This is a genomic window from Thermomonospora umbrina (assembly GCF_003386555.1).
In the GTDB taxonomy this organism is placed as follows: domain Bacteria; phylum Actinomycetota; class Actinomycetes; order Streptosporangiales; family Streptosporangiaceae; genus Thermomonospora; species Thermomonospora umbrina.
Map to the genome: position 1 here is coordinate 4,711,708 of NZ_QTTT01000001.1, position 23,796 is coordinate 4,735,503.

The 23,796-nt window shown below is 72.4% G+C and carries 21 protein-coding genes and 2 tRNA genes; 18 read left to right on the forward strand and 5 right to left on the reverse strand.

Annotated elements, in window-relative coordinates; translation table 11 throughout:
* Positions 1-64: 64 nt before the first annotated feature.
* The 6 genes from DFJ69_RS20990 to DFJ69_RS21015 all read left to right on the forward strand — a co-directional run bounded on the left by DFJ69_RS20990 (position 65) and on the right by DFJ69_RS21015 (position 7,655).
* The gene (locus DFJ69_RS20990) at positions 65-1,654 is read left to right on the forward strand and encodes an ABC transporter substrate-binding protein (RefSeq protein ID WP_116024184.1); all 1,590 of its coding nucleotides are present in this window, start codon (positions 65-67) and stop codon (positions 1,652-1,654) included.
* Positions 1,651-2,685, forward strand: coding sequence for an ABC transporter permease (locus DFJ69_RS20995; protein WP_211328676.1), 1,035 nt, complete (start codon positions 1,651-1,653; stop codon positions 2,683-2,685). The genes DFJ69_RS20990 and DFJ69_RS20995 overlap by 4 nt, the downstream gene beginning before the upstream one ends.
* A complete protein-coding gene (locus tag DFJ69_RS21000) occupies positions 2,682-4,601 on the forward strand; it encodes a dipeptide/oligopeptide/nickel ABC transporter permease/ATP-binding protein (RefSeq protein ID WP_116024185.1) in 1,920 nt (639 codons plus the stop codon). Before DFJ69_RS20995 ends, DFJ69_RS21000 begins: the two co-directional genes overlap by 4 nt.
* A complete protein-coding gene (locus tag DFJ69_RS21005) occupies positions 4,598-5,581 on the forward strand; it encodes an oligopeptide/dipeptide ABC transporter ATP-binding protein (RefSeq protein ID WP_211328677.1) in 984 nt (327 codons plus the stop codon). Before DFJ69_RS21000 ends, DFJ69_RS21005 begins: the two co-directional genes overlap by 4 nt.
* Positions 5,582-5,646: 65 nt before the next feature.
* A complete protein-coding gene (locus DFJ69_RS21010) occupies positions 5,647-6,492 on the forward strand; it encodes a GntR family transcriptional regulator (RefSeq protein WP_116024187.1) in 846 nt (281 codons plus the stop codon).
* The gene (locus DFJ69_RS21015) at positions 6,489-7,655 is read left to right on the forward strand and encodes a serine hydrolase domain-containing protein (protein ID WP_116024188.1); all 1,167 of its coding nucleotides are present in this window, start codon (positions 6,489-6,491) and stop codon (positions 7,653-7,655) included. Before DFJ69_RS21010 ends, DFJ69_RS21015 begins: the two co-directional genes overlap by 4 nt.
* Before the next feature lie 69 nt (positions 7,656-7,724).
* Here DFJ69_RS21015 and DFJ69_RS21020 read toward each other — a convergent pair whose 3' ends face one another.
* Entirely contained in the window at positions 7,725-10,628 is a 2,904-nt protein-coding gene (locus DFJ69_RS21020; RefSeq protein WP_116024189.1) for a UPF0182 family membrane protein, read from the reverse strand.
* 132 nt (positions 10,629-10,760) lie between these two features.
* On the opposite strand from DFJ69_RS21020, the gene DFJ69_RS21025 reads away from it, so the two are divergent.
* From DFJ69_RS21025 to DFJ69_RS21055, 7 genes are all read left to right on the forward strand, one after another.
* A complete protein-coding gene (locus tag DFJ69_RS21025) occupies positions 10,761-11,309 on the forward strand; it encodes a PPA1309 family protein (protein ID WP_116024190.1) in 549 nt (182 codons plus the stop codon).
* Between the two features lie 10 nt (positions 11,310-11,319).
* Positions 11,320-11,748: a molybdenum cofactor biosynthesis protein MoaE gene (locus DFJ69_RS21030; RefSeq protein ID WP_116024191.1), complete on the forward strand. Its 429-nt coding sequence runs from the start codon at positions 11,320-11,322 to the stop codon at positions 11,746-11,748.
* A 21-nt stretch (positions 11,749-11,769) separates the two neighbouring features.
* Complete coding sequence (locus DFJ69_RS21035; protein ID WP_116024192.1) at positions 11,770-12,819, forward strand: YlbL family protein; 1,050 nt, start codon at positions 11,770-11,772, stop codon at positions 12,817-12,819.
* A gap of 59 nt (positions 12,820-12,878) precedes the next feature.
* Positions 12,879-12,955 (forward strand) — tRNA-Met (locus tag DFJ69_RS21040).
* A gap of 172 nt (positions 12,956-13,127) precedes the next feature.
* Positions 13,128-13,433, forward strand: a complete 306-nt coding sequence (locus DFJ69_RS21045) for a hypothetical protein (protein WP_147312384.1) — start codon at positions 13,128-13,130, stop codon at positions 13,431-13,433.
* A gap of 2 nt (positions 13,434-13,435) precedes the next feature.
* Entirely contained in the window at positions 13,436-14,134 is a 699-nt protein-coding gene (locus DFJ69_RS21050; protein WP_116024194.1) for a class F sortase, read from the forward strand.
* Positions 14,135-14,344: 210 nt separating this feature from the next.
* A tRNA-Met gene (locus DFJ69_RS21055) sits at positions 14,345-14,421 on the forward strand.
* A 61-nt stretch (positions 14,422-14,482) separates the two neighbouring features.
* Here the strand turns inward: DFJ69_RS21055 and DFJ69_RS21060 are convergent.
* A complete protein-coding gene (locus tag DFJ69_RS21060) occupies positions 14,483-15,421 on the reverse strand; it encodes a DUF5996 family protein (protein ID WP_116026776.1) in 939 nt (312 codons plus the stop codon).
* A 129-nt stretch (positions 15,422-15,550) separates the two neighbouring features.
* Between DFJ69_RS21060 and DFJ69_RS21065 the strand changes: the two genes are divergently transcribed.
* From DFJ69_RS21065 to DFJ69_RS21080, 4 genes are all read left to right on the forward strand, one after another.
* The gene (locus DFJ69_RS21065; RefSeq protein ID WP_116024195.1) at positions 15,551-15,919 is read left to right on the forward strand and encodes a DUF3054 domain-containing protein; all 369 of its coding nucleotides are present in this window, start codon (positions 15,551-15,553) and stop codon (positions 15,917-15,919) included.
* 278 nt (positions 15,920-16,197) lie between these two features.
* Entirely contained in the window at positions 16,198-17,859 is a 1,662-nt protein-coding gene (locus DFJ69_RS21070) for an AMP-binding protein (protein WP_116024196.1), read from the forward strand.
* A gap of 67 nt (positions 17,860-17,926) precedes the next feature.
* Positions 17,927-19,294, forward strand: a complete 1,368-nt coding sequence (locus DFJ69_RS21075) for a cytochrome P450 (protein ID WP_116024197.1) — start codon at positions 17,927-17,929, stop codon at positions 19,292-19,294.
* A 187-nt stretch (positions 19,295-19,481) separates the two neighbouring features.
* A complete protein-coding gene (locus DFJ69_RS21080; protein WP_116024198.1) occupies positions 19,482-20,468 on the forward strand; it encodes a PP2C family protein-serine/threonine phosphatase in 987 nt (328 codons plus the stop codon).
* On the opposite strand, the gene lhgO is transcribed toward DFJ69_RS21080, so the two are convergent.
* The 3 genes from lhgO to hisN all read right to left on the reverse strand — a co-directional run bounded on the left by lhgO (position 20,418) and on the right by hisN (position 22,737).
* The gene (gene lhgO / locus DFJ69_RS21085; RefSeq protein ID WP_245974496.1) at positions 20,418-21,605 is read right to left on the reverse strand and encodes an L-2-hydroxyglutarate oxidase; all 1,188 of its coding nucleotides are present in this window, start codon (positions 21,603-21,605) and stop codon (positions 20,418-20,420) included. The two genes, DFJ69_RS21080 and lhgO, sit on opposite strands and share 51 nt — an antisense overlap.
* A gap of 34 nt (positions 21,606-21,639) precedes the next feature.
* Positions 21,640-21,831 carry a hypothetical protein gene (locus tag DFJ69_RS21090; protein WP_116026778.1) on the reverse strand — a complete coding sequence of 64 codons (192 nt, stop codon included), beginning with the start codon at positions 21,829-21,831 and terminating at the stop codon, positions 21,640-21,642.
* Between the two features lie 111 nt (positions 21,832-21,942).
* On the reverse strand, positions 21,943-22,737 hold the full coding sequence (gene hisN, locus DFJ69_RS21095; RefSeq protein ID WP_116026779.1) for a histidinol-phosphatase: 795 nt from the start codon (positions 22,735-22,737) through the stop codon (positions 21,943-21,945).
* Positions 22,738-22,809: 72 nt separating this feature from the next.
* Here hisN and DFJ69_RS21100 point away from each other — a divergent pair, with 72 nt between their 5' ends.
* Positions 22,810-23,715, forward strand: coding sequence for a hypothetical protein (locus DFJ69_RS21100; protein ID WP_116024199.1), 906 nt, complete (start codon positions 22,810-22,812; stop codon positions 23,713-23,715).
* The last annotated feature ends 81 nt before the right edge of the window (positions 23,716-23,796 follow it).

The window sequence follows — 23,796 nt, forward strand, 5'->3', positions numbered from 1 at the left end:
ACCTCGGAGACGGTCCCGCACGGCGCCCCATGGAATTCCCACCCCCCGCAAGGAGGCGTTCGCGATGCAGCCCAACCGGCGTCGTGCACCACTACCGGCGAGCCGCCGCCCGTCCCGGCGCGGAGCCGCGCTCGTCCTGACCACCGCCGTCCTCGCGACCGCGTCCCTCACCGCCTGCGGCGGCGGTTCCGCCGCCGGCTCGCGGACCGGGAGCGACGTCCTCAACGTCGGGCTGACCACGCCGCCGACCAACCTCAACCCGGCCGCCAACGGGTCGGGTCAGCAGACGCTGTTCCTGTCCCTCGCGAACGAGCCGCTCACCTACCTCAAGGCCGACGGCACCATCGGCCCCGGCCTCGCCACGTCGTGGAAGTACGTCGGCACGGGCAACAAGCGGTTCGAGCTGACCCTGCGGACCGGTGCCAAGTTCTCCGACGGCTCCCCGGTCGACGCGCAGGCGGTCAAGGGCTGGCTGGAGTACTTCTTCTTCAAGTCCGGCAGCCCGTTCGCGGCCAACATCGCGGCGAAGACGATCGAGGCGCAGGGGACCTCCAAGGTGGTCCTCCACCTCTCCGAGCCCAACCCGGTGCTGCCCTACCTGCTCTCGCAGGTCTACAACATCGGCGACGTGGCGTCCCCCGCCGGCGTCGCCAACCCCAAGTCGCTGGCCACGCAGACCCGGGGCGCCGGTCCGTACATGATCGATCCGTCGCAGACGGTGACGAACGACCACTACACGTACGTTCCGAACCCGCACTACTACGACCGTTCGCGGATCCACTACAAGAAGATCGTCATCAAGGTGATCTCGCAGCCGTCGACGATGCTGGCGGCCATCCGGTCCGGTCAGATCGACGTGGCCCCCGGCGACGTCACCACCGCCAAGCAGGCGAAGTCGGCGGGGCTGCAGATCGTCAGCAAGAAGTCCGGCTGGGACGGGCTGATCTTCCTCGACCGCAAGGGCGCGCTCGCCAAGCCGCTCGGCGACGTCCGGGTCCGGCGGGCGCTCAACCACGCCGTCGACCGCAAGACCCTGGTGAAGGGCCTGCTCGGCGAGTACGCGACACCCACGTCGCAGCCGCCCACGCTGGACGGGACCGACCCCGCCCTCGACGAGCACTACGCCTACGACCCGGCCAAGGCCAAGGCGCTCCTCGCCGAGGCCGGATACGCCGAGGGCTTCACGCTGCCGGTGACGTCCATGGGGTTCGCGCAGATGCTGGGCGACCCGGTGGTGCAGGCGATCGGCAAGTACCTCGCCGCCGTCGGCGTCACCCTGAAGATCACCAGCGGCGGCACCCAGGCCCAGTACGGCACGCAGCTCTTCTCCAAGAAGTACGCCGCGACCGGGTTCGTCCAGCAGCCCGTCCTGCCGATGTACATGTTCTACGTCTTCTACCTCGCGCCCAAGAACGGCCTGAACCAGCACGGCTGGAGCGACCCGAAGCTCAACGGGTTGTGGTCGCAGGGGGCGGTCGCCGCCGACACCGCCGAGACGGCGAAGGCCATGTCCCGGCGCGGCGTCGAGGACGCCTACAACCTGCCCGTCGCCGCCATCGACTCGATCTGGTACGTGAACAAGGGCGTGACCGGCGTCGACTTCAGCGCCGGCACCGGCTTCCCGTACCCGGCCGAGTGGCGTCCGGCGCGATGAGCGCCACCTCCTCCACCCTCAAGGGCGCGCGGACCGGCGGCACCGCCGGGGCCGCGCGCCTGCGGGGCCTGCTGACGGGCGGCCACCCGATGCTCGGAGTGATCGGCCGCCGCCTGCTCACCGCGATCCCGCTGCTGCTCGGCGTGTCGCTGCTCAGCTTCGCGCTGACCACGCTCGCGCCCGGCGACGCGGCCCGCAGCATCCTGGGCCCCAACGCCGCACCCGAGTCGTACGAGCAGCTCCGGCACGCCATGGGCCTGGACCTGCCGCTGTGGGAGCAGTACTGGCGCTGGCTCACCGACGCCCTCCGCGGCGACCTCGGCGCGTCGGCGTTCAACGGGCAGGCGGTGACCGACGCGATCGGCCAGCGCTTCCCGGTGACCGCCTCGCTGATGGCCGGATCGCTGCTGGTCAGCGTGCTGGCCGGGGTGAGCCTCGGCGTCGTGTCCGCGCTGCGGGGCGGGCTGATGGGGCGCGCCATCGACACCCTCGCCCTGGTCGGGTTCGCGCTGCCGGCGTTCTGGCTGGGGGCCGAGCTGATCGTGGTCTTCTCGGTGTGGCTCGGCTGGTTCCCCTCCACGGGGTACGTGCCGTTCGCCGAGTCGCCGGGCGAGTGGCTGCGCTCCCTGGTCCTCCCCGTCGCGGCCCTGTCCCTGTACGGACTGGCCGGCATCGCCAAGCAGACCCGGGAGGCCATGCTCGACGTGCTCGGCAGCGAGTACATCCGGGTCGCCCGCGCGAACGGCCTCGGCGAGTGGTCGCTGGTGATGCGGCACGCGCTGAAGAACGCCTCCTCGCGGGTCGTGACGGTCCTCGGCGTGCTCGCGGTGAGCATGCTCGGCGGAACGATCCTGGTGGAGAGCGTCTTCGCGCTGCCCGGTCTCGGCTCCCTGGTCGTCGGCGGGGCGGTGCAGCACGACCTGCCCATGGTGCAGGGTGTCGCGCTGTTCTTCACGGCCATCGTGGTCGTGATCAACCTGACCATCGACCTCGCCTATACCTGGCTCGACCCGAAGGTGCGTGTCCGATGACCGCCGTCGTCGCCGCCGCTCCGGTCGCGGAGCCCACCCCCGCCGCCCCCGCTCCGGGGTTCGCGCGCCGACTGCTGCGGCGACCGCTCGCCGTGGTGTGCCTGTCCTACCTGGCGCTCGTGGCCGTCGTGGCCGTCGTGGCGCCGATGCTGCTGCCCGACGTCGCGCACCAGCAGGCCGGCGACCTGCTCGCCGCCAACCAGGGGCCGAGCGGCGACCACCTGCTCGGCACCGACACGGTCGGCCGCGACGTGCTCGAACGCCTGCTCGTCGGGACGCGGGTGACCGCGCTGGGCGTCGTCGAGGCCGTCGTCGTGATGATCGTGCTCGGCGTCTCGCTCGGGCTCGCCGCGGGGTTCTTCGGCGGCTGGATCGACCGGGCCGTCACCTGGCTGGCCGACCTCGCGTTCTCCACCCCGGCGATCGCGATCGTCATCGTCGTGCTGTCGGTCTTCCCGGGCAGCATGATCGCCGGCATGACCACGTTCGGCGTGCTGGCCGCCCCCGGCCTGATGCGGGTCGTGCGCGCCGCGACGCTGTCCACCCGGCAGGAGCTGTACGTCCAGGCCGCGCAGGTCGCGGGGCTGTCCCGGCCGTACATCATCACCCGCCACGTGCTGCCGCGGATCGTCGGCCCCACCGTCGTCCAGGTCTCGATCCTGGCGGCGGTGGCGCTCACCGTGCAGACCGGCCTGGCCTTCCTCCACCTGCTGGTCGCCACCCCGGCCCCGAGCTGGGGCGGCATGGTCGCCGACGGGACCACCGTCCTGCTGGTGAACCCCTGGCTGATCTGGCCCGCCGGGATGGCGATCGCCCTCACCATCCTCGCGCTCGGCCTGCTCGGCGACGCGGTCCGGGACACCGCCGTCGAACGCTGGTCGGCCCCGCCGGCCCGTTCCCGCAAGGCCGCGCCGCCGCTCGTCCAGGAGACGGCCACCGCCGACATCCCGGACGGGGCGCTGCTGGCGGTGCGCGGCCTCACCGTCGGCCTGGGCGATACCCGCCTGGTCGAGGACGTGGCCTTCCACATCGCCGAGGGGGAGTCCGTCGCCATCGTCGGTGAGTCCGGCTGCGGCAAATCGGTCACCGCCAGCGCCCTGATCGGCATCCTGGCGCGCGGACTGGAGGTGACCGCCGGCGAGATCCGCTTCGCCGGTCGGGACCTCGCCCGCGCGTCCGCCAAGGAGCTGCGGCGGGTGCGCGGCAAGGAGATCGCCCTGATCTCCCAGGAACCGCTGATCAGCCTGGACCCGGCGTTCACGGTCGGGAGCCAGCTCACCGAGGTCGTCCGGCGGCACCACGGGCTGTCGAGGCGGGAGGCCCGCCGTCGCGTCGTCGAACTGCTGGAGAGCGTCCACCTTCCCGACCCGGACGACGTCGCCCGGCGCTACCCGCACGAACTGTCCGGCGGCATGGCCCAGCGCGTCTCCATCGCCCGCGCCCTCGCCGGCGAACCCCGGCTGCTCATCGCCGACGAGCCGACCACCGCGCTCGACGTGACCGTGCAGGCCGAGATCCTCGACCTGCTGCGCGAGCTGAAGTACTCCCGGGGCATGAGCATCCTGCTCATCACCCACGACTGGGGGACCGTCGCGGACCTGTGCGACCGCGCCATCGTCATGTACGCCGGCCAGGTGGTCGAGCAGTCGCCCGTGTCGTCGGTCTTCACCGCGCCCCTCCACCCGTACACGGCGGGTCTGCTGGCGTCCGACCCGCACCGGGCGACGCCGGGCGAGACCCTGCCCGCCATCGAGGGGACCGTGCCGCCGCCGGGCGAGCGGCCGCAGGGCTGCCACTTCCGGCCCCGGTGCGGCCACGCGACCGACGCGTGCGCGGTCAAGGCCATCCCGCTGCTGACACCCGCGCCCGGCCGGCAGACCCGATGCATCCACCACCAGGAGCTGGACCCGGCATGACGACACCCACAGCAACCGGCCTGCTCGACGTACGGGACCTGACCGTCGAGTACCGCTCCGGACGCCGCCGCCCTCCGGTCCGCGCCGTCGACGGGGTGAGCTTCTCCATCGCCCCCAGGGAGACGGTCGGGCTGGTCGGCGAGTCCGGCTCGGGCAAGTCGACCATCGGACGGGCGATCCTCGGGCTCACGCCGATCAAGAGCGGCACCGTCGCCCTCGACGACGCCGACATCGGCCACGCGTCGCCCAAGGCCCGCCGCGAGCTGAGCGCCCGGCTCCAGGTCGTCTTCCAGGACCCCTACAGCTCGCTGAACCCGGCCCGCACCATCGGGCAGACCCTCTCCGAGGCGCTGCGACGGCAGTCCCTCGACCGCCACGAGGTCGCCGCCAAGGTCGGCGACATGCTGGAACGCGTCGGGCTGCCCGCCGCGGCGGCCGACCGCTACCCCGCGCAGTTCTCCGGCGGCCAGCGTCAGCGGATCGCGATCGCCCGCGCCCTCATCGTCCGACCGGCGCTGGTGATCTGCGACGAGGCGGTCAGCGCGCTGGACCTGTCGGTGCAGGCCCAGGTGCTCAACCTGCTGCGCGAGCTGCAGGGGGACTTCGACCTCGGCTACCTGTTCATCTCCCACGACCTCACCGTCGTCCGGCACGTCGCCCACCGCGTCGTCGTGCTCTACGGCGGACGGATCATGGAGTCCGGACCCGCCGCCACCGTCCACGAACGCCCCGCCCACCCGTACAGCAAGGCCCTCTTGGCCGCCGCCCCCGTGCCCGACCCGGACCGGCAGCGCGCCCGCCGCTCGACGACGGCGCCGCAGCCGGCCCCCTCGCGGGCCGCCCTGCCGAACGACTCGTGCAACTTCGCGCCGCGCTGCCCGTTCGCCACCGACGTGTGCCGGAACCGGCGGCCCACGGCCGAGACCACCCCGGAGGGTGTCACCGTCTCCTGTCACCGCTGGCGGGAGCTGCGATCGTAGGACACGCACCCGGCACAATCCCCCCGACGCGCGAGTCAGTGCATACCCCCGCGAGGTGACCGACATTGCTTCCACCATGGATCGACCGAGGCCGCTCGGACAAGGCCGCCGGGCGGCCCCTGGTCGCTCCCCCTCCCCACCTGGTGCCGTACGGGCCCGACCCGCTGCACCGGCAGGTGGCCGCGTACATCAAGACCCTCATCGAGACCGGCGTATGGCCGCCGGGCGGCCGGCTGAAGGCCGAGCTCCGCCTCGCCGAGGACTTCACCGTGTCCCGCGGCACCCTGAAGAAGGCGCTCGCGATCCTCGTGAGCGAGGGCCTCATCACGCAGGTGCACGGCCGGGGGACCTTCGTGTCCGTGCCCCCCGCCGCGCCCCGGGACGACCTCGTCCACGCGATCGAGGCGTTCACCGGCGACGGTGAGGGAGCCGAGACGGTGCAGCTCAGCACGTACCACACGACCATGCCCGAGGAGGTGGCGCAGGCCCTGGAGTCGGCCCCCGGCGCGCCCGTCGTGAAGATCACCGCCCTGCGGCGGGACCAGGACGGCCCGCTGGGGGTGATCGTGCGCTGGGCGAGGCTCGACGTGGGCCCGCCCACGCAGGGGATGCGGCACCCCGCCGACGACGGCGACCGGGAGAAGGCCCCCGGACAGCGGCGGCTGTGCGCGGTCGCCGCCGACGAGGAGACCGCGGGCCTGCTCGACGTGCCGGCGGGCGCCCCGGTCCAGTACCTGGAGGAGATCGCGCACGAGCCCCTGACCGGGGCCGCGGCGGAGCTGTGCCAGGTCTGGACCCGATCCGACCGCGTCGTCTACGGCTTCACCCTCGAGCCGGCGCGCCACGAGCCCGCCGGCTCCGCCACGATCGTCCTCGGCGCGGCACCCGAGCGAAGGCCGGTCACCCGATGACGGCCGGCGCCCCGCACCGGCCGGGTGTCGACGGCTGGGCCGAGCCCCGCTTCGCGGCGGTCGCCTCCGCGTTCCGCCGCAACTTCACCGACCACGGTGAGGTCGGCGCCGCCGTCAGCGTCTGGCACGACGGACGGGAGGTGGCGTCCCTCTGGGGCGGTCTGGCCGATCCGCCGACCGGTCGGCCCTGGAGCCCGGACACCATCGCGCTGGTGTTCTCGATGACCAAGGCGCTCAGCACGACGGCCGTGTTCCATCTCGCCGAACGCGACGGGATCCCCCTCGACCGGCCGATCTGCGACTACTGGCCGGAGTTCGGCCGGGCGGGCAAGGAGACGATCACCCTTCGGCACGTGCTCAGCCACCGTGCCGGCCTGCCCGTCATCGACGGCGACTTCGACCTCGGCTCGGTGCTCGCCTGGGAGCCGGTGATCCGCGCCCTGGAGGCCCAACGGCCCGTGTGGCGGCCCGACGGCGACCACGGCTACCACATCCGCACGTTCTCCTGGCTGGTCGGCGAGGCGTTCCGGCGCTGCGCCGGCACGACCGTCGGCGCGTACTTCGCCGCCGAGATCGCCGCACCGCTGGGGCTGGACTGGCATCTGGGGCTGACCGGGGCCCAGGAGGACCGGGCCGCCTCGATCATCCCGCCCGGCCTGGAGTACTTCCGGTACTGGGCGTCGCTGCCCGAGGAGTCCCTGCTCCGCCGTGCGGGTGCGGCGCCGGGCGGCCTCTTCAAGTACGACAGCATGTGGAACGAGTCGAGGCTGCGGACCACCGAACTGTGCTCGTCGAACTCCTACGCCACCGCCGGGGGAGTCGCCCGCCTGTACGCGGCCCTGCTCGGCTTCGGCGACCTGACCTCGCCGCTGGGGGAGGCCGCGCTCGCCGACGCGCGGACGCGCCGGTCCCGGGGGCCGGACGCCGTCCTGGAGATCGACACCGACTTCGGCAGCGGCTTCCACCTCGCCGGGTCGCTGGGCGTGCGGGTCGGTGCGTCGTCGTTCGGCCACGCGGGCGCCGGCGGCTCCCTCGGCTTCGCCGACCCCGACCACGGCCTCGCCTTCGCGTACGTCCCGAACCGGCTGTACTTCGGCCTGCGGCCCGACCCCCGGACGGACGGGCTGCTGTCGGCCGTGTACGACTGCGTGGCCCGCGTCTGACCCCTCGGGGTACGAAAAGCGGCGTGGCCCGCCCCCGAGCTCGGGGGCGGGCCACGTTCCGTTCGTGCGTCAGGGAGTCGGCGTGGGACTCGGGGTCGTGGTGGGCGTCGGGGCCGGGGTCGCCGGCGGACGTTCGACGCCGGCGCGCTGGGCCCGGGTGAGGGCGTCCTGCAGCTTCCGCTGCGCCTCGCCGTAGGCCGTCCAGTCCGGTGGCGTCTTGTTCAGCGCGTCCTGGCCCTCCTTGAGGTACCGCAGGGCGTCGGCCAGCGCCTTCTGGGCCTCCTCGCTGAGCTGCCCCGGACCCTGACCGCCCGGCGGCGGCTGCGTCGGGGTCTCGCCACCGGGTATGTCGCCGCCCTTGAACAGCAGGTCCAGCGCCTCCTTCAAGGTCACCCCGGCGGCGACCCTGTCCCCGAAGGCCACCAGCACCTGCCGCAGCACCGGGTACGGCTCCTGCTGGGACCCTCCGGCCGCCTGCGCGTACATCGGCTCGACGTACAGCAGACCGCCGGCGAACGGCAGGGTCAGCAGGTTGCCCGGCACCGTCCGGGTGCCGCCGATCCGGAGCTTGTTCAGGATCTCCTTGAGCACCGTGTCGGCCTCGAAGGTGTTCTGGACCTGGCCCGGCCCCTGGACCAACGAGTTGCGCGGCAGCTCCAGGATCCGTATGCGCCCGTAGTTGGGGCCCGGCGTGGAGTCGACCGCCATGAACGCCGCCAGGTTGGGACGGCCGCGCGGATTGAACACGGTGGTCAGCGAGAACTGCGCCGCCGCGTCGCCCGGCAGCTTCAGGCTCTGGTAGTACGGCGGCTGCGTCTTGCCCTCCGCCGTCGGGTCCTGCGGGACCTCCCAGAAGCCCTGGGCGCCGTAGAAGGCCGCCGCCTGGGTCACGTGGTAGCGCTTGAGCACCTGCCGCTGGACCTTGAACATGTCCTGCGGGTAGCGGAAGTGGCTCAGCAGGTCCGGCGGGATGGACGCCTTGGGCTGGACCGTGTTGCCGAAGACCTTCTTCCACGTCTTGGCCACCGGGTCGGTCTCGTCCCACTCGTAGAGCCGCACCGACCCGTCATAGGCGTCCACCGTGGCCTTGACGGAGTTGCGCATGTAGTTGACGTGGTCGTTGGCCTGCTTGGCCACCGCCGATCGGGTGTCGGTGACGGTGTCGCGGGTGGCGTCGCCCAGGCTCACCCGGTCCGAGTACGGGTAGGCGTTGGAGGTGGTGTAGCCGTCCAGGAGCCACAGCACCCGGCCGTTCACGACCGCCGGGTACGGGTCGCCGTCCAGCGTCAGCCAGGGCGCGACCCGCTGCACCATCTCGCGCGGCGTCCGGTTGTAGAGGATCTTGGCGCCGTCGTTGATCGCGCCGGACAGCAGGATGTTGCGGTCCTGGAACTTGGTGGCGAACAGCAGCTTGTTGAAGAACGAGTCGATCCCGACGCCGCCGCGCCCGTCGTAGGTGGTGTTGCGCTGCCCGGCCGCGCTGTCGTCGGGGTAGTCCAGCTCCTGCTGGCCCCGACCGCCCACGATCGAGTAGCCGTTGGACCGCTCGCCGAAGTAGATCTGCGGCTTGGAGATCGGCAGTTGCCCGACGGGCGGCATGTCCTTGGTCATCCACTCGGGCGTGCCGTTCGGCGCCAGCCGGTCGCCCAACCCGGACACGAAGCCGTACCCGTGCGTGTAGACCAGCCGGTCCTTGACCCAGCTCTGCTGCCCCGCCGGAGCCCCGGACAGCTCGCGGACCGCCACCACCACGTCCTGGTTGGCCCCGCCGACCTTGTAGCGGTCGACGTCGAGCGCGTCGGGGAAGCGGTAGAAGTTACGGCCCTGCTGGAGCTGCTGGAACGTCTCGCCCACCACGTTGGGGTCCAGCAGCCGCACCCCGGCCAGGCCGGCGGCCTCCTTGCTCAGCGCGTCGTTCGACGATTCGGGCCTGGCCCCGTAGGGGACCACCTGGGCCGTGTCCACGCCGAACGCCTTGCGGGTGGCCGCGATGTTGCGCTGGATGTACTGCTGCTCCTTGGCCAGCTCGTCCGGCTTGACCTGGAACTGCTGGATCAGCAGCGGATAGACGCCGCCGATCAGGATCGCGGCCACCACCATCAGGATCAGCCCGACGCCGGGCAGCATCATGCCGCGCCGCCAGATGTTGACCAGGAACAGCGCGGCGCAGATCACCGCGATGACCGCCAGGATCGACTTGGCCGGCAGCACCGCGTTGATGTCGGTGTAGCCGGGCCCGTCGACCGCCCCCCGTTCGGAGTTGGCCAGGCCGTACCGGTCGAACCAGTACGCCACCGCCTTGAGCAGCACGAACAGCCCGACCAGCACCGACAGGTGGGCGCGGGCGGGCGGGCTGGCCTTGTCGCCGGGGCCCTGCAGCCGCAGCCCCCCGTACAGGTAGTGCACGACCACCGCCACCAGCAGCGACAGGATGATCGTCGCGAACAGGAAGCCCAGCACCAGCCGGACGAACGGGTAGGTGAAGACGTAGAACGAGATGTCCTTGCCGAACTGGGCGTCGGTCTGGCCGAACTCCGTCCGGTTCAGGAAGGCGAGCCAGACGGGCCACTGGCTGGAGATGGACGAGCCGGTCAGCAGCGCCAGCACCGCCACCGCCCCGATGCCGATCAGCCGCCGGTGCGGATCGACCGCCACCCGGTAGCGTTCCAGGCCCTGCTGCTCCACCGACAGCGGCCGGTAGGCGGGCCGCAGCCGGTAGGCGATCACCATGTTGGCCCCGACGATCAACGCCAACAGCAGGCCCGACCCGACGAACAGGCCGATCCTGGCCCACAACTGCGTGGTGTACACCGAGGAGAAGCCGACCGACCGATACCACAGCAGGTCGGTCCAGATCGAGGTGAACACCAAATAGGCCACGAACAGGGCCGCCAGCACCACGAGCACGGGCAGCAGCAGTCGAGTCCGGCCGGTACCCAGCCGCCGGCTGAATCCGGGAGTCCGGAAGGTCACGGGTCCCTCCGCTTTCTTCGCTCGGCCCGGCGGCTCCCCCGAGAGATGCGCTTCCCGACCACCGGTGTTTCTATGCAACTTATCGAGGATGCGCGGGGTTCCCGTTCCGGACCGCCTCCGAAAGCGGGAAAGATGGGCCCCGTGAACCTGTTGGAAGAAGTCGTCCTCGATCTGGAACGCCACGCCGTCGACGCCGGGTGGGACGCCCCGCCCCGACTGTACGCCCTGGTGCAGAGCTCCGAACTGTGCAGGCAGGAACCGGGGCTCGCCGAACAGCTCGAGCTGGACGAGGACGTGGACACCATCGCGGCCCTGGAGCAGGGCGAACTGCCCGAGGCCGACTCCATCGAGGAGACGCTGGCGCGGATCGCCTGGCCGTCCTCCGTCACCGGCTGCGCGCTGGTGATCGAGCGGGTCGTGCTGCCGCCCGGCGTCGAGGAGGAGATGCCCGAGGACGAGGACGCCGCCGTGGAGTGGGCCGCCTCCCACCCGCAGCGCGAGGACGTGCGGATGGTGGTCGGGGTGCTGCGCGACGGCGAACGGCACTCCGCGCTGCGGCTGCGCCACCACGACGCCGACGACGAGGTGCTGTCCGGCCCGGACCTGGTGCCCGCCCTGGCCGACGCGCTGGCGGCGACGCTGGAGCCGGACCTTCCGGACGAAGACGAAACGGACGGGTAGCCTTCCCACCGTGGACGTTGACGTCATTCGCCTCATCGGCATCCGTGACACCCCGCTGTCGGTGGACGAGGTCTGGGGGGCCGTCGGCGACGCGGGCGCCGGCGGCACCGCCCTGTTCGTCGGGTCCGTGCGCGACCACGATCACGAACGGCCCGTCACGCGGCTGTCGTACAGCGCGCACCCCTCCGCGGAGCGGGGGCTGCGCACGGTGATGGAGAAGATCGCCGCGGACCTCCCGGTCAGGGCGATGGCCGCCGTCCACCGTGTCGGGGACCTGGAGATCGGCGACCTGGCGGTCGTGGTGGCGGTGTCCTGCCCGCATCGCGCCGAGGCGTTCACCGCCTGCCGCCGGCTGATCGACGATCTCAAGTCGCAGGTGCCCATCTGGAAGCACCAGCGGTTCGCCGACGGCGGGGAGGAGTGGGTCGGCGCCTGCTGACGCGGGGATAGCCTTGCCCCTATGTCTCGCCGTGCCGCCACGCTGGTCGCCGCCAGCGCGCTGATCCTGGTGCTGGGTGTCGTCGGAGTGCTGCTGCCGGTGCCGTACGTGGCCCTCACCCCCGGTCCCACGTACAACACGCTGGCCAAGACCGGGGAGGGCAAACCGGTGATCCGCATCGACGGGCACCGGGTGTACGAGGACGGCGGGAACCTCAACTTCACCACCGTCGCCTACCGGGGCGGCCCCGGCAACCGGATCGACCTGCTCACCGCGCTGCGCGGCTGGCTGGACGGCGACACCGCGATCGTCCCCGAGGAGACCATCTTCCCCCGGGACGAGTCGGTGAAGGAGGTCGAGCAGGAGAACGTCCGCCAGATGGAGGACTCCCAGCAGAAGGCCGTCGCCGCCGCCCTGATGGAGATGAAGATCCCGGTCGGCGCCCGCGTGCTCGTCGGCTCGGTCCAGAAGGGCCTGCCCGCCGACGGCCGGCTGCGCCCCGACGACGAGATCGTCGCCGTCGACGGCAAGAAGGTCACCGGCGTCGAGGCCGTCACCCGTGACATGGGGTCCCGCCGGCCCGGTGACCGGGTCACCCTCACCGTGCTGCGCGGCGGCAGGCGGCAGGACATCGCCATGACCACCGTCGCGTCCCCCCGCGACCGGGCCCGCGCGGTGGTCGGGGTGGTGCTCGGCGAGGACTACAAGTTCCCCTTCAACGTCACCATCACCACCGGCGACGTCGGCGGACCGAGCGCCGGCCTGATGTTCTCGCTGGCCATCGTGGACAAGCTCACTCCCGGCTCGATGACCAACGGCAGGTTCATCGCCGGCACCGGCACCATCGAGCCCGACGGGCAGGTGGGTCCGATCGGCGGCATCCAGCAGAAGATGATCGCCGCCCGCGAGGCCGGCGCCACCGTCTTCCTCACCCCCGCCGGCAACTGCGCCGACGCCAAGGACGCCGTCCCCAAGGGCCTGCGCCTGATCCGCGCCGACACCCTGCACACCGCCGTCACCGCCCTCGACGCCCTCCGCACGGGCCGCGGCGACGTCCCCGTGTGCCCCTAGGCGGGAAACGATTTGGCCTTGACCCCCGGATGGCCGTAGAGTGAACGAGCACGAAGCGACGCGGGGTGGAGCAGTTCGGTAGCTCGCTGGGCTCATAACCCAGAGGTCGCAGGTTCAAATCCTGCCCCCGCTACCACGAATCAGAGGCCGGTCCCTCAGGGGCCGGCCTCTGATGCTTTCCCGGCCGGCCGCGGTGGGCCCTGCGCATTAAGGAGCTCTCATTCGGCGCTCATGATGGCCCAATGCCGCCCTCCCATCCTGGAGAAGTGCCCGGGGAAAAGGCCCGGGCGGAACACGGGGAGGATGTCGTGAGCCTCATAGTGCAGCGGGTGCTCGTGGCGTGCGCAATGGCCTTCGGTCTGATGGGGGCCACGGTGATGATGGCCGGACCCACGGACTCGTTCGGCCACCCGGTCATGACCGCGGCCGCCCACGCCGATGATGACGACGGCGACGGGCGGGTGCCGCGAGGTGGCGTCGACACAGGTTTCGGAGGTACGGCCGAGGAGGGGGCCGGATCGTCGGACCTGCTGTTCGCGATGGGAGCGGCGGCGTGCTTCGCCGGGTTCGCGGGAGTTCTCTTCCTGCGCCGCGGCGTGCGGTGGCACCGCTGAGCATGCCACGCCGACCCTTCGCGGGGGGCGGTCGCGACGCTCTGATCGTCGCGGCCGCCCTCGGCCTTGCGCTCACCACCGTGCTCGCCACCGCGTGCGGCGGGGGAACGGTCGCCGAGGACGTCTCCGCCCCCGCGGCCGAACCCGTCACCCACGCCACCCCGCCCACCGCCCCGGACGTCCGGAGGCCCGACGCCCCGGCACCCGGCGGGTCGGGTCCGGGCGGCCCCCCGCCCGGCGCCGGCCGACCGGCCGCCGACCCGGTACGACTCCGTATCCCGGCGATCGGCGTGTCCACCCGGGTGATCCCGCTGGGGCTCGACCGGCACGGACGGCTCATCGCCCCGACGCGTTTCGACGTGGTCGGCTGGAACCGCGCCGGCCCCGAGCCGGGCGAGCCCGGCAACGCGGTGATCGCCGGACACGTCGACTCCCATTCCGGACCGGCGGTGTTCTACCGGCTCCGCCGCATGAGGGTCGGCGACCGCGTCCACGTCGACCGCGCCGACGGCACGTCGGTGGTCTTCATGACCCACAGGCTGGCCCGCTTCCCGAAGAGACGCGTGCCCGACGCCGAGGTCTACGGCGGCGACGGCCGATCCCCGGGCCTGCGCCTGATCACCTGCGCCGGCTCCTTCGACCGCTCCCGCCGCAGCTACCGGGACAACCTGATCGTCTTCCTGACCCCCACGAACCCGTGACCCCCCACGAACCCGTGACCCCCCACGAACCCGTGACACCCACGAACCCGTGACACCCACCCGGCCCCCGATCCCACAAAGCCCCGACCGTTCCGGGGTCGGGGGTGGTCGGTTTGTGGTTAGGGGGAGGTGGGGTGGCCGGGTGGGCGACACCCTGTGGGGCCGTTGGTTTGCGTAAGGGGTTCGGGCCTCATAGAGTTGGGACATCGCCGCGGGGTGGAGCAGTTCGGTAGCTCGCTGGGCTCATAACCCAGAGGTCGCAGGTTCAAATCCTGCCCCCGCTACCACGAAGGTGCGAGGCCGATTGCCGAATTCGGGGAATCGGCCTCGTGTCGTTTTCGGGGGCGATCAATTCCGTTCGTCGAGTTGAGGATCGGTCACTCCGTGCGGGCTGGCCAGCGCGGCCAGGTCGCGGCCGGTTCTGCGGGCTCCGGCCTCGTAGGCGCTGCTCAGGAACTCCAGGACGGTCGCCACCGGGTCCTCGGCGGCGCGGGCGTCGTCGTACCGCAGGATGGCCAGGTGACTGCCGTCGGTGCCCTCCCAGGCGGCCGTGGCGGGGCTCAGGGGCTCCTTTCCCAGGCCGTCGGGTTCGGGGGCGGTGTAGGAGTAGAACGCGGGCCACGGGCGTTCCTTGTCGCCGAACCAGAAACCGGCGCTGATGACCTCCCAGCTATAGGCCTCACGGGTGACCGGGTCCGCCTTCGGCTCCGCGCCCACGATGCGGCCGGTGAACCGGGTGACCGCGATGTCGAAGGTGTGCCAGAAATGGTGGACCGGGCTGATCTTGCCGCAGAAATCCGCGGCGAACCGTTCCAGCACCAGCGCGACCTGGGACAGGACCTGCCAGTAGCGGGTGACCGCCGCCGGGTCGTACGCGGCGTGCGCGGTGTCCTCGGCGAACGGGGTGTCGTCGTTCAGATCGAAGGGGACGGCCAGGATGTCGACCTCGATCCCCAGGTCCGCCAGCGCGTCGAAGAGCGCGCGGTGGAACGCGGCCACCGACAGGCCGACGAGGGGGAAGGCGACGCTGCGGCCGTCCAGTCGGTCCACGATCAGCCGGTGGCCCACCAGGTCGAAGTCGATGCAGAACACCGGCGTCCGGCCGGGCGTGCCCATGGGCCGGGTGGTGAGGCCGCGGCCGGTCAGGTGGAAGGGGACGTTCCACCAGTGGTTGCGCCGCACGCTGGCCGCCAGCCGGACCTTGCCCACGATCTGGGCGAACCGGTGGAACGTCTCCTTGGTGTCGGCCCACTCCGCCAGCGGTATGGCGGGGAACAGCTCGACCATGATCCTCCCTCGTCCGGCGATCCGTTCGTGCCGTTCGTTGCCGTTCACCGGTCCGGGGAACCTCAGCGGACGCCCACGGGAGGTCAACGCCGTGGGGGAGGGGCGGAGCGGGGTCGATAGCCTCGGAACATGCGTGCATGGGTGGCCGGGGGCCTCGACGTCGCGAGCGTACTGATCTTCGTCGCGATCGGGCGGGCCAACCATGAGGAGTCCGGGAGCCTGTCCGGGTTCGCCGGCACCGCGTGGCCGTTCCTGGCGGCGTTGGCCCTGGGATGGGCGGTGCTGCGAGCCTGGCGCGAGCCCGGGCCGTCGGCGCCGGTGCCCACCGGGGCGGGTGTCTGGGCGATCACGGTGGCGGGCGGCATGCTGCTGCGGGCGGTGTCCGGTCAGGGCACCGCGGTGGCGTTCGTGATCGTGGCGACGGCCTTCCTCGCGATGGAGTTGCTCGGCTGGCGTCTGGTGGCCCGACTGGTCCTGCGCGAGCGATCCGGCGTGTGACTCGCCTCACTCGTGAGGACGTCGGCGGCGCGACCGTACGACACCCGTATGCACGTGCCGCAACATGCGGACACCCGTGTTCATCACGCATCGCACAAAAGTGAGGGTCGTCCGGGGTCCTGCACGGCCACCCGCCGGGTCCGGTTCGGGGTGATGGTCCCGAGTGGACGGATCTGCTTCCGGTTGACGAAAATGCGCACCCGCTGGTGAAGTTACCCCCTAGTCACGTGGGCGACCGTGAACGCCGCGTGGCCGGGCCTCGGAAAGGGATGCGCCATATGACCTCAGCGCTGCGCGACTGGCTGGACAAGCCGCGGGCCGACCGCGGCATCCGCCTGGCCGCCGACGACGGCACGTGGGAGTACCGCGACTACCCGTCGCTGGCCTCCGCGGCACGGCGGACCGCGCAGACGCTGATCGAGGAGGGCGTACGGCCCGGCGACGTGGTCTGCGTGGTCCTCCCCACCGACTTCACCTGCATCGAGACCTACTTCGGCGTGTGGGCGGCCGGGGCGACGGTCTGCCTGATCACCCCGCCGCTGTTCCAGGACGGCGACGACTACGTGGCCCACGTGGCCGCCATCCTGCGGCAGGCCGCGCCGCGGCTGACCCTGGCCTCCGAGGGGCTGGAGGACCTGACCGGGCGCGCCCTGGCCGCCGCGGGGATCGAGGCCGGTCCGGTGCGGCCCCGGCAGGCCGAGGTCGAGGCCGACGTCCGCGAGGTGGGGGAGCTGGCGCTGCTCCAGTTCACCTCCGGCTCCAGCGGGGAGCCGCGCGGGGTCATGGTGACCTGGGACAACCTGGAGTCCAACTGCGAGCTGATCGCCCGCTCGGCCGGTTTCGAGGACGGCCAGGAGGTGGCGTCCTGGCTGCCGCTCTACCACGACATGGGGCTGATCGGCTGTTTCCTCACGCCGATCTCCCTGCAGACCGACCTGCGGCTGATGCGGCCCGACCAGTTCATCCGCGACCCGGCGCGCTGGATCCGCTGCTTCGCCACCGCCCGGCACACGGCCGCCCCGCCGTTCGCGTACGCGTACACGGCCCGGCGGGTCAAGCCGGAGCAGTTGGAGGGTGTGGACCTGTCCAACTGGCAGACGGCGATCATCGGGGCCGAGCCGATCGACCCGCACGCGCTGGAGATCTTCGCGCAACTGGTGGAGCCGTTCGGGTTCTCCCGGCACGCGTTCAAGCCCGCGTTCGGGATGGCCGAGACCACCCTGCTGGTCACCATGGACGCCGTGCCGCGCGACCCGCTGGCGGTGCGGCCGGACCCCGAGTCGCTGTCGTTCGGCAGCCCGGTGAAGATCCTGGACTCGCACACGCTCGGCCCCGACTCGCTCGGCGCGAAGGCCGGCTGGGTGGTCGGCACGGGGACGCCCGAGGCGGACGTGCCCGTCACGATCGTCGATGACGACGGCAACGAACTGCCGCCCGGTCACCTCGGCGAGATCGTGGTGGGCGGGCCGTCGGTCTGCCCCGGCTATTACGCGGGCGCCCAGGCGAAGTCGACGCGGTTCATCGACGGCCGGGTCTTCACCGGCGACGCCGGGTTCTTCCACGAGGACCAGTTGTTCGTGCTCGGCCGGATGGGCGACAGCCTCAAGGTCCGCGGCCGCAGCGTGTACGTGGAGGACCTGGAGGCCCGGCTCGCCGAGATCACCAAGCTGGGCAAGGGCCGCATCGTGATGGCGAGCGTGCCCGGCGCCGGGACCAAGGGCGTGGCGCTGTTCGCCGAGACCGGTGAGGCGGCCTGGGAGGCCGACGTCCGCGAGTTCCTGCGGCGGCGGCTCGGCGGGGACGTCGAGGTCACCATCGTGGTGGGGACGGGGCTGATCCAGCGGACCAGCAGCGGCAAGCCCCGCCGCCGCTACATGTGGGAGCGCCTCAAGTCCGGACTGATGGACGGCGCCCGGATCGTCGGCTCCGACCCCGAATAAGTGAGCACTTGCTGAACGTCGGGGCCGCGCGGTACAACGAGGCGAACGCTCTCGTTGGAGGGACTCCATGCCCACGATCCTCGCGGCCCCGCCGGAGGGCAGCGGACTCAAGGCGGTCCGCGGCGCCCGCGGCATCCCCCTGATCGGCCACACCGTCCAGACCATGCGGGACCCGTTCGGGACCGCGCGCAAGCGCTACGAGCGGTTCGGGCCGGTGACCTGGGGCTGGCTGCTGGGTCTGCGCACGGTGACCGTCCAGGGGCCGGAGGCGGCCGAGGCGGTCCTGGTCAACCGGGACAAGGCGTTCGCCAACGGGCCGGCCTGGAAGTACTTCATCGGCCCGTTCTTCCACCGCGGCATCATGCTGCTGGACTTCGACGAGCACCTGCACCACCGCCGGATCATGCAGCAGGCGTTCACCGGGCCCAGGCTGCGCGCCTACTTGGAGACGATGGGGCCGGGGATCACCCGGGGCATCGAGGCGTGGCGGCCGGGCGCCGACTTCAAGGTCTACGACCACATGAAGCAGCTCACGCTGGACCTGGCCGCGGACGTCTTCATGGGTGTGGAGCTCGATCGTGCCGAGGCCGACCGCGTCAACGGGGCGTTCATCGACGCCGTCCGCGCGGGCACCGCCTACGTCCGCTTCCCGGTGCCCGGCCTGCGCTGGCACAAGGGGCTGCGGGCCCGCAAGGTGCTGGAGGCGTTCTTCCATCGACATCTGCCGGCCAAGCGGCGGGACGGCGGCGACGACCTGTTCGCGGCGCTGTGCCAGGCCGAGACCGACGACGGCCACCGCTTCACCGACGACGACGTCGTCAACCACATGATCTTCGCGTTGATGGCGGCGCACGACACGTCCACCATCACCATGACCACGATGGCGTACCACCTGGCCCGGCACCCCGAATGGCAGGAACGGGTCCGCGCCGAGTCGGTGGCGCTGGGCAAGGCGGTGCCGACCTTCGAGGACCTGGGCGCGCTGGTGTCCCTCGACCTGGTGATGAGGGAGGCGCTGCGGCTGGTGCCCCCGGTGCCCGCGCTGCCGCGTCGGGTGGTGAAGGACACCTCGATCCTGGGCTTCCACATCCCGAAGGGCACGACGGTGGTGGTGCCGCTCCTCACCAACCACCGCATGCCGGAGGTCTGGGCCGACCCCGAACGGTTCGATCCGGGGCGGTTCGCCGACGACCGTCGCGAGGACAAGGTCCACAAGTACGCCTGGGAGCCGTTCGGAGGCGGGGCGCACAAGTGCATCGGTCTGCACTTCGCTGGGCTGCAGATCAAGTCGGTGCTGCACCAGGTGCTGCTGCGCTACCGCTGGAGCGTCCCGGAGGGCTACGAGTGGAGGCTCGACACGACCTCGCTGCCCTCGCCCAGGGACGGCCTCCCCGTCCTGCTGGAGAGCATCGACGCGGACCGGGACACCCCGTGACCGGGCGGCGACGCGCCGTGGGCGACGACGGATCCGGCCATGGTTCCGTCCGTTCCCGGTTGACCCGCCCACTTCCACCAAGAAAGTGAACGGGATGCGTCGAACCGTCTAACCACAAGTGATCATCTGGCTACGATGCGACCGGGGGTGGTCTGTCCTGCGGGTGGGGAACGCGAAAGGGGGCGGTATGCGGCGGATGGTGTCGTGCGCGAGCACGCTGGGCGCGGGGACGATCCTCGGCGCGCTGCACTGGGGCAGCGCACCCTCCGCGGGCATGGCGTTCGCCGCGGCCGGGGTCGCGGCCACCGCGCCGGCCTGGCTGCTGGCCGGTTCCGTCGTCCGCCGCGACCGGGAGCTGGCGGAGCTGCGCCGGGTGGCCGAGACGGTGCAGCGGGCACTGCTGCGGCCGGTGCCCCGGCGGGTGGGCGATCTGCGGGCCGACGTCCGCTACCTCGCCGCCGACGCGCGGGCCACGGTCGGCGGCGACCTGTACGACGTGCTCGACACCCCGTACGGCACCCGTCTGATCATCGGCGACGTGAGCGGCAAGGGGCTGGCCGCGGTGGCGCGAGCCGCCGACGTGCTGGGCGCGTTCCGGGAGCTGGCCCGGCACGAGCCGTCGCTGAGCGGGGTCGCGGTACGGCTCGACGCGCTGGTCCGCGCCCGCCCGGCGGACGACGAGGGCTTCGTCACCGCGCTGCTGATGGGTCTGCCGTCGGGGGACGGCCCCGCCGAGATCGTCTACTGCGGCCATCCGCCCCCGCTGCTGCTGCGCGACGGGACGGCGACGTTCCCCGTCTCCCTGGCCCCCGCCCCGCCGCTGGGCCTGCTCGACCTCGCCGACGGCTGGTGCGCCGCCGAGCCCCTCCCGGTCCGCCCGGGCGACCGGCTGCTGTTCTACACCGACGGCGTCATCGAGGCCCGCGACGCGGCGGGCCGCGACTATCCGCTGGCGCAACGGGCGGCCGACCTGATGCGCCGTGACGCCGACACCTGCCTCGGGCCGTTCCTGGAACGGCTGGAGGACGACCTGCTCGGCCACACCGGCGGTCGGCTCGACGACGACGCCGCCCTGCTGCTCGTCGAGGTCGATCGCCTGGGCCGGCTGGGCCCGGTGGCGGCGCTACCCGAGCTGCCCGAGCTGCGCGACCACGTGCTCGGCGATCGCCAGTGACGAGGTGGCGGCCGGCGACGGGGCGTTGCGGACGGTCGTGATGGGGCCGAGACGCCCGATCCGGAAGTCGTCCACCAGGGAGCCGTCCGGATCGACGGCCTGAGCCCGCACCCCCGCCGGCGCCGGCACCAGGTCGGAGGTCTTCAGCTCCGGCACGAACGAGCGCGCCTCGGCGGCGAACGCGTGCCGGAACGCCGAGCCGTACATCTCCCGGACACCGGTGCGCCAGTGACGGCGCGCCAGCCGCCGGAACCCCGGCCCCCGCAGCGTCTCCCACAGATCACCGGCGCGCACGTCGCGACGCCGGTAGCCCTCGCGGGCCGACGCGAGCACCGCGTTGGGCCCCACGTCGACGCCTCCGTCGACCCGCCGGGTGAAGTGGACCCCCAGGAACGGGTAACGCGGATCGGGCACCGGATAGATCAGCCCCCGCACCAGCCCCGTCCGCTCGGGGACCAGCCGGTGGTACTCGCCCCGGAACGGCACGATCGCCGGGGCGGGGGAGTCGCCCGCGAGCCGCGCCACCCGGTCGGAGTGCAGCCCCGCACAGACCACCAGCCGGTCGAAGACCAACTCCTCGTTGACGACGACCTCGCCCCCGGCGGCGCGGATCCGGGTGGTCTCGTACCCGAGCCGCACGGTGCCGCCGGCGTCGACCACGTCGTCGGCGTAGGCGCGCGCGACGGCGGGGAAGTCCACGATCGCGGTGTGCGGCGAGTGCAGGGCGGCGACCCCGGCCGCGTGCGGCTCGACCTCGCGGAGCCCGGCGGCGTCCAGCCACCGCAGTCCAGGCACGCCGTTCGCGGTGGCCCGCCGCTCGATCTCGCGCAGGGCCGGCACCTCACCCTCGTGCCGGGCGACGACCACCTTGCCGCACTCCTCGTACGGCAGGCCCCGCTCGGCGCAGTACTCCTTGAGCAGGCCGACGCCGCGCCGGCAGAGCGTCGCCTTGAGGGAGCCGGGCGCGTAGTAGAGCCCGGCGTGCGCCACCCCGCTGTTGTGTCCGGTCTGGTGTGCGGCGACCCGGTCCTCCTTGTCGAGGACGGTCACCTCCGCGCCCGCCGCCGCCAAGCGCCGCGCCACCGCCAGCCCGAGGATCCCGGCGCCCACCACCCCGACCCGTCCGATGCCCGTCACGGGAACGATGCTCGCACGGCCGGGGCGGCGGGTGTCAGGCCCCCAGGCGCTTGCGGCCCCGGGCCCGGACCTTGCGGCGCTGCGACGGGTCGAGCATCAGGTACGCGGCGACCGGCACCGCGATGGCGCCCAGCACGAGCAGCGTGAGGATCCAGCCGGGGATCAGCCAGAGGGCGATCACGCCCAGCGCGACGCCGCCCATGGCGACCTTGGTCTTCGACGTCAACACGACCACCTCCGAGGTGTCACCTGGAAGAACGGCCGTGGCGCGCCGGTGGTTCCGGATTCGGCCGCAGAACCACGATATATCGCGTCCGCCCTCCCGGCCGGGCGCGGTCTAGGCCCGTCGACCGCCGAGCGTCTCCAGCACCTCGGCGTGCAGGAGGCCGTTGGTGCAGACCACGCTGCCGCCGTCCGGACCCGGAGCCCCCGAAAGGTCCGTGAAGACGCCGCCGGCCTCCTCCACGATGACCTGCAGCGCCGCCAGGTCCCACAGGGAGACCTCGGGCTCGGTCGAGATGTCCACCGAGCCCTCGGCGACCATCATGTGCGACCAGAAGTCCCCGTAGGCGCGGGTCCGCCACACCGAACGCGTCAGGTCGAGGAAGCCGTCCAGCCGACCCTTCTCCTCCCAGCCGGACAGGCTGGAGAACGACAGGGAGGCGTCCGACAGGTCGGCGACCTTCGACACCTGGAGCCGGGCGGCCTGCGACAGGCTGCGGCCCGTCCAGGCGCCGCCGTCGCGCGCCGCCCACCAGCGCCGGTTGAGCGCGGGCGCCGACACCAGCCCCACGACCACCTCGTCGTGGTCCATCAGCGCGATCAGCGTCGCCCACACGGGGACGCCGCGCACGAAGTTCTTGGTGCCGTCGATGGGGTCGACGATCCAGCAGCGCGCGCCCTGGCCGCCCGTCCGCCCGTACTCCTCGCCGACCACCCCGTCGCGCGGACGGGCCCGCTTGAGGGTGCCGCGCACCTGCTCCTCGACCGAACGGTCGGCGTCGCTGACGGGGGTCAGGTCCGGTTTGGTGTCGATGCGCAGATCGAGCGCGCGGAAACGCTTGGTCGTGATGTCGTCGGCCGCGTCCGCCAGCACGTGCGCCAGCCGCAGGTCATCGGAGTAGTCCGCCACGGCGAGCAACGCTACCGGACCGGCGGCCGGGTTCCGGGTCTCCCGTGAGCCCGGAGGTGGGAGCATGGCGCCATGCAGCACGTGCCGCACGACCTCCCCGCGTGGGTGGCGGAGCTGACCGACCCCCGCCGCGCCCGGACGCTCGACGAGCTGGCCGACCGGCTGGTGCCGTTGGCCGAGCACGCCATCGACGTGTCCCGGCGGCTGCAGGGCCTGCTGGCCGAGCTGAACGAGCCGTTCAAGCGGGAGTCCCTGTACGAGCGGGTGGAACGCCTCAAGGCGCGGGTGGACGAGGCGTTCGGCGAGGTCTCCGCCGAGATCACCGCCTCCGGCCGCGAACGCCGGGACCGGATCCGCGCGGCCTGCGAGGAGAGCGCCGCCGCCGCCGTCCGACCGGACGCCATGTCGCCGCCGCCGGACGTCGTCCGCTGGGCCGGGGAGCTCCGCGCCCGGCTGGAGGACGAGGTCGGCCCGCTGATCACCCGGCAGGAGCACGCGGTGGCCGAACGGGTGGAGGCCCGCTCGGCGACGGCGCTGGACGAGGCCACCCAGGTGATGCTGGCCCGGGTCGAGGAGCTGGCCAAGGCGATCACCGACCTGATCCACGAGGTGCTGCCGCTGGCCCGCGAGGGCCTGGCGCTGGCCGGGCGGATCTCCGCGCTGTCGGGGCGCTGCCGTTCGCACGGGCGCGGGCCGATCCCGCCGGAGCTGGGCGAGGAGGCCGCCACCGCCGCCGGGGCGTTCGACGAGGCCGTGGGGCGGCTGGAGCTGGAGTGGTCGGCGCTGGGCGCCCGCTGCGCCACCGTCCGGGCGGCGCTGCGGGCCGCCGAGGAGACCGCGTTCAGCCAGGTCACGAACGCGATGGCGTACTGCGTGGAGGAGCTCGCGCCCTCCCACGTCGCGGCGCTCGGCGACGCCGAGGCGCGGGCCATGTCCCTGCTGCGCGAGCTGACGGGCGCGCCCCCGCCCCCCGCCTGAACACCGGCCGGACTCTTCTTGCCATTTCGGGGCACAACCTGGTCTTCTCGGAAGCATCCATCCGCTTCAACGAGGAGGCGC

What these genes read in the sequence shown, in the direction of transcription:
- DFJ69_RS20990 (WP_116024184.1), top strand. Translation starts at nt 65, where the DNA reads ATGCAGCCCAACCGGCGTCGTGCACCACTACCGGCGAGCCGCCGCCCG.
- DFJ69_RS20995 (WP_211328676.1), top strand. Translation starts at nt 1,651, where the DNA reads ATGAGCGCCACCTCCTCCACCCTCAAGGGCGCGCGGACCGGCGGCACC.
- DFJ69_RS21000 (WP_116024185.1), top strand. Translation starts at nt 2,682, where the DNA reads ATGACCGCCGTCGTCGCCGCCGCTCCGGTCGCGGAGCCCACCCCCGCC.
- DFJ69_RS21005 (WP_211328677.1), top strand. Translation starts at nt 4,598, where the DNA reads ATGACGACACCCACAGCAACCGGCCTGCTCGACGTACGGGACCTGACC.
- DFJ69_RS21015 (WP_116024188.1), top strand. Translation starts at nt 6,489, where the DNA reads ATGACGGCCGGCGCCCCGCACCGGCCGGGTGTCGACGGCTGGGCCGAG.
- DFJ69_RS21025 (WP_116024190.1), top strand. Translation starts at nt 10,761, where the DNA reads ATGGGCCCCGTGAACCTGTTGGAAGAAGTCGTCCTCGATCTGGAACGC.
- DFJ69_RS21035 (WP_116024192.1), top strand. Translation starts at nt 11,770, where the DNA reads ATGTCTCGCCGTGCCGCCACGCTGGTCGCCGCCAGCGCGCTGATCCTG.
- DFJ69_RS21050 (WP_116024194.1), top strand. Translation starts at nt 13,436, where the DNA reads ATGCCACGCCGACCCTTCGCGGGGGGCGGTCGCGACGCTCTGATCGTC.
- DFJ69_RS21060 (WP_116026776.1), bottom strand. Translation starts at nt 15,421, where the DNA reads ATGGTCGAGCTGTTCCCCGCCATACCGCTGGCGGAGTGGGCCGACACC.
- DFJ69_RS21065 (WP_116024195.1), top strand. Translation starts at nt 15,551, where the DNA reads ATGCGTGCATGGGTGGCCGGGGGCCTCGACGTCGCGAGCGTACTGATC.
- DFJ69_RS21070 (WP_116024196.1), top strand. Translation starts at nt 16,198, where the DNA reads ATGACCTCAGCGCTGCGCGACTGGCTGGACAAGCCGCGGGCCGACCGC.
- DFJ69_RS21075 (WP_116024197.1), top strand. Translation starts at nt 17,927, where the DNA reads ATGCCCACGATCCTCGCGGCCCCGCCGGAGGGCAGCGGACTCAAGGCG.
- DFJ69_RS21080 (WP_116024198.1), top strand. Translation starts at nt 19,482, where the DNA reads ATGCGGCGGATGGTGTCGTGCGCGAGCACGCTGGGCGCGGGGACGATC.
- DFJ69_RS21100 (WP_116024199.1), top strand. Translation starts at nt 22,810, where the DNA reads ATGCAGCACGTGCCGCACGACCTCCCCGCGTGGGTGGCGGAGCTGACC.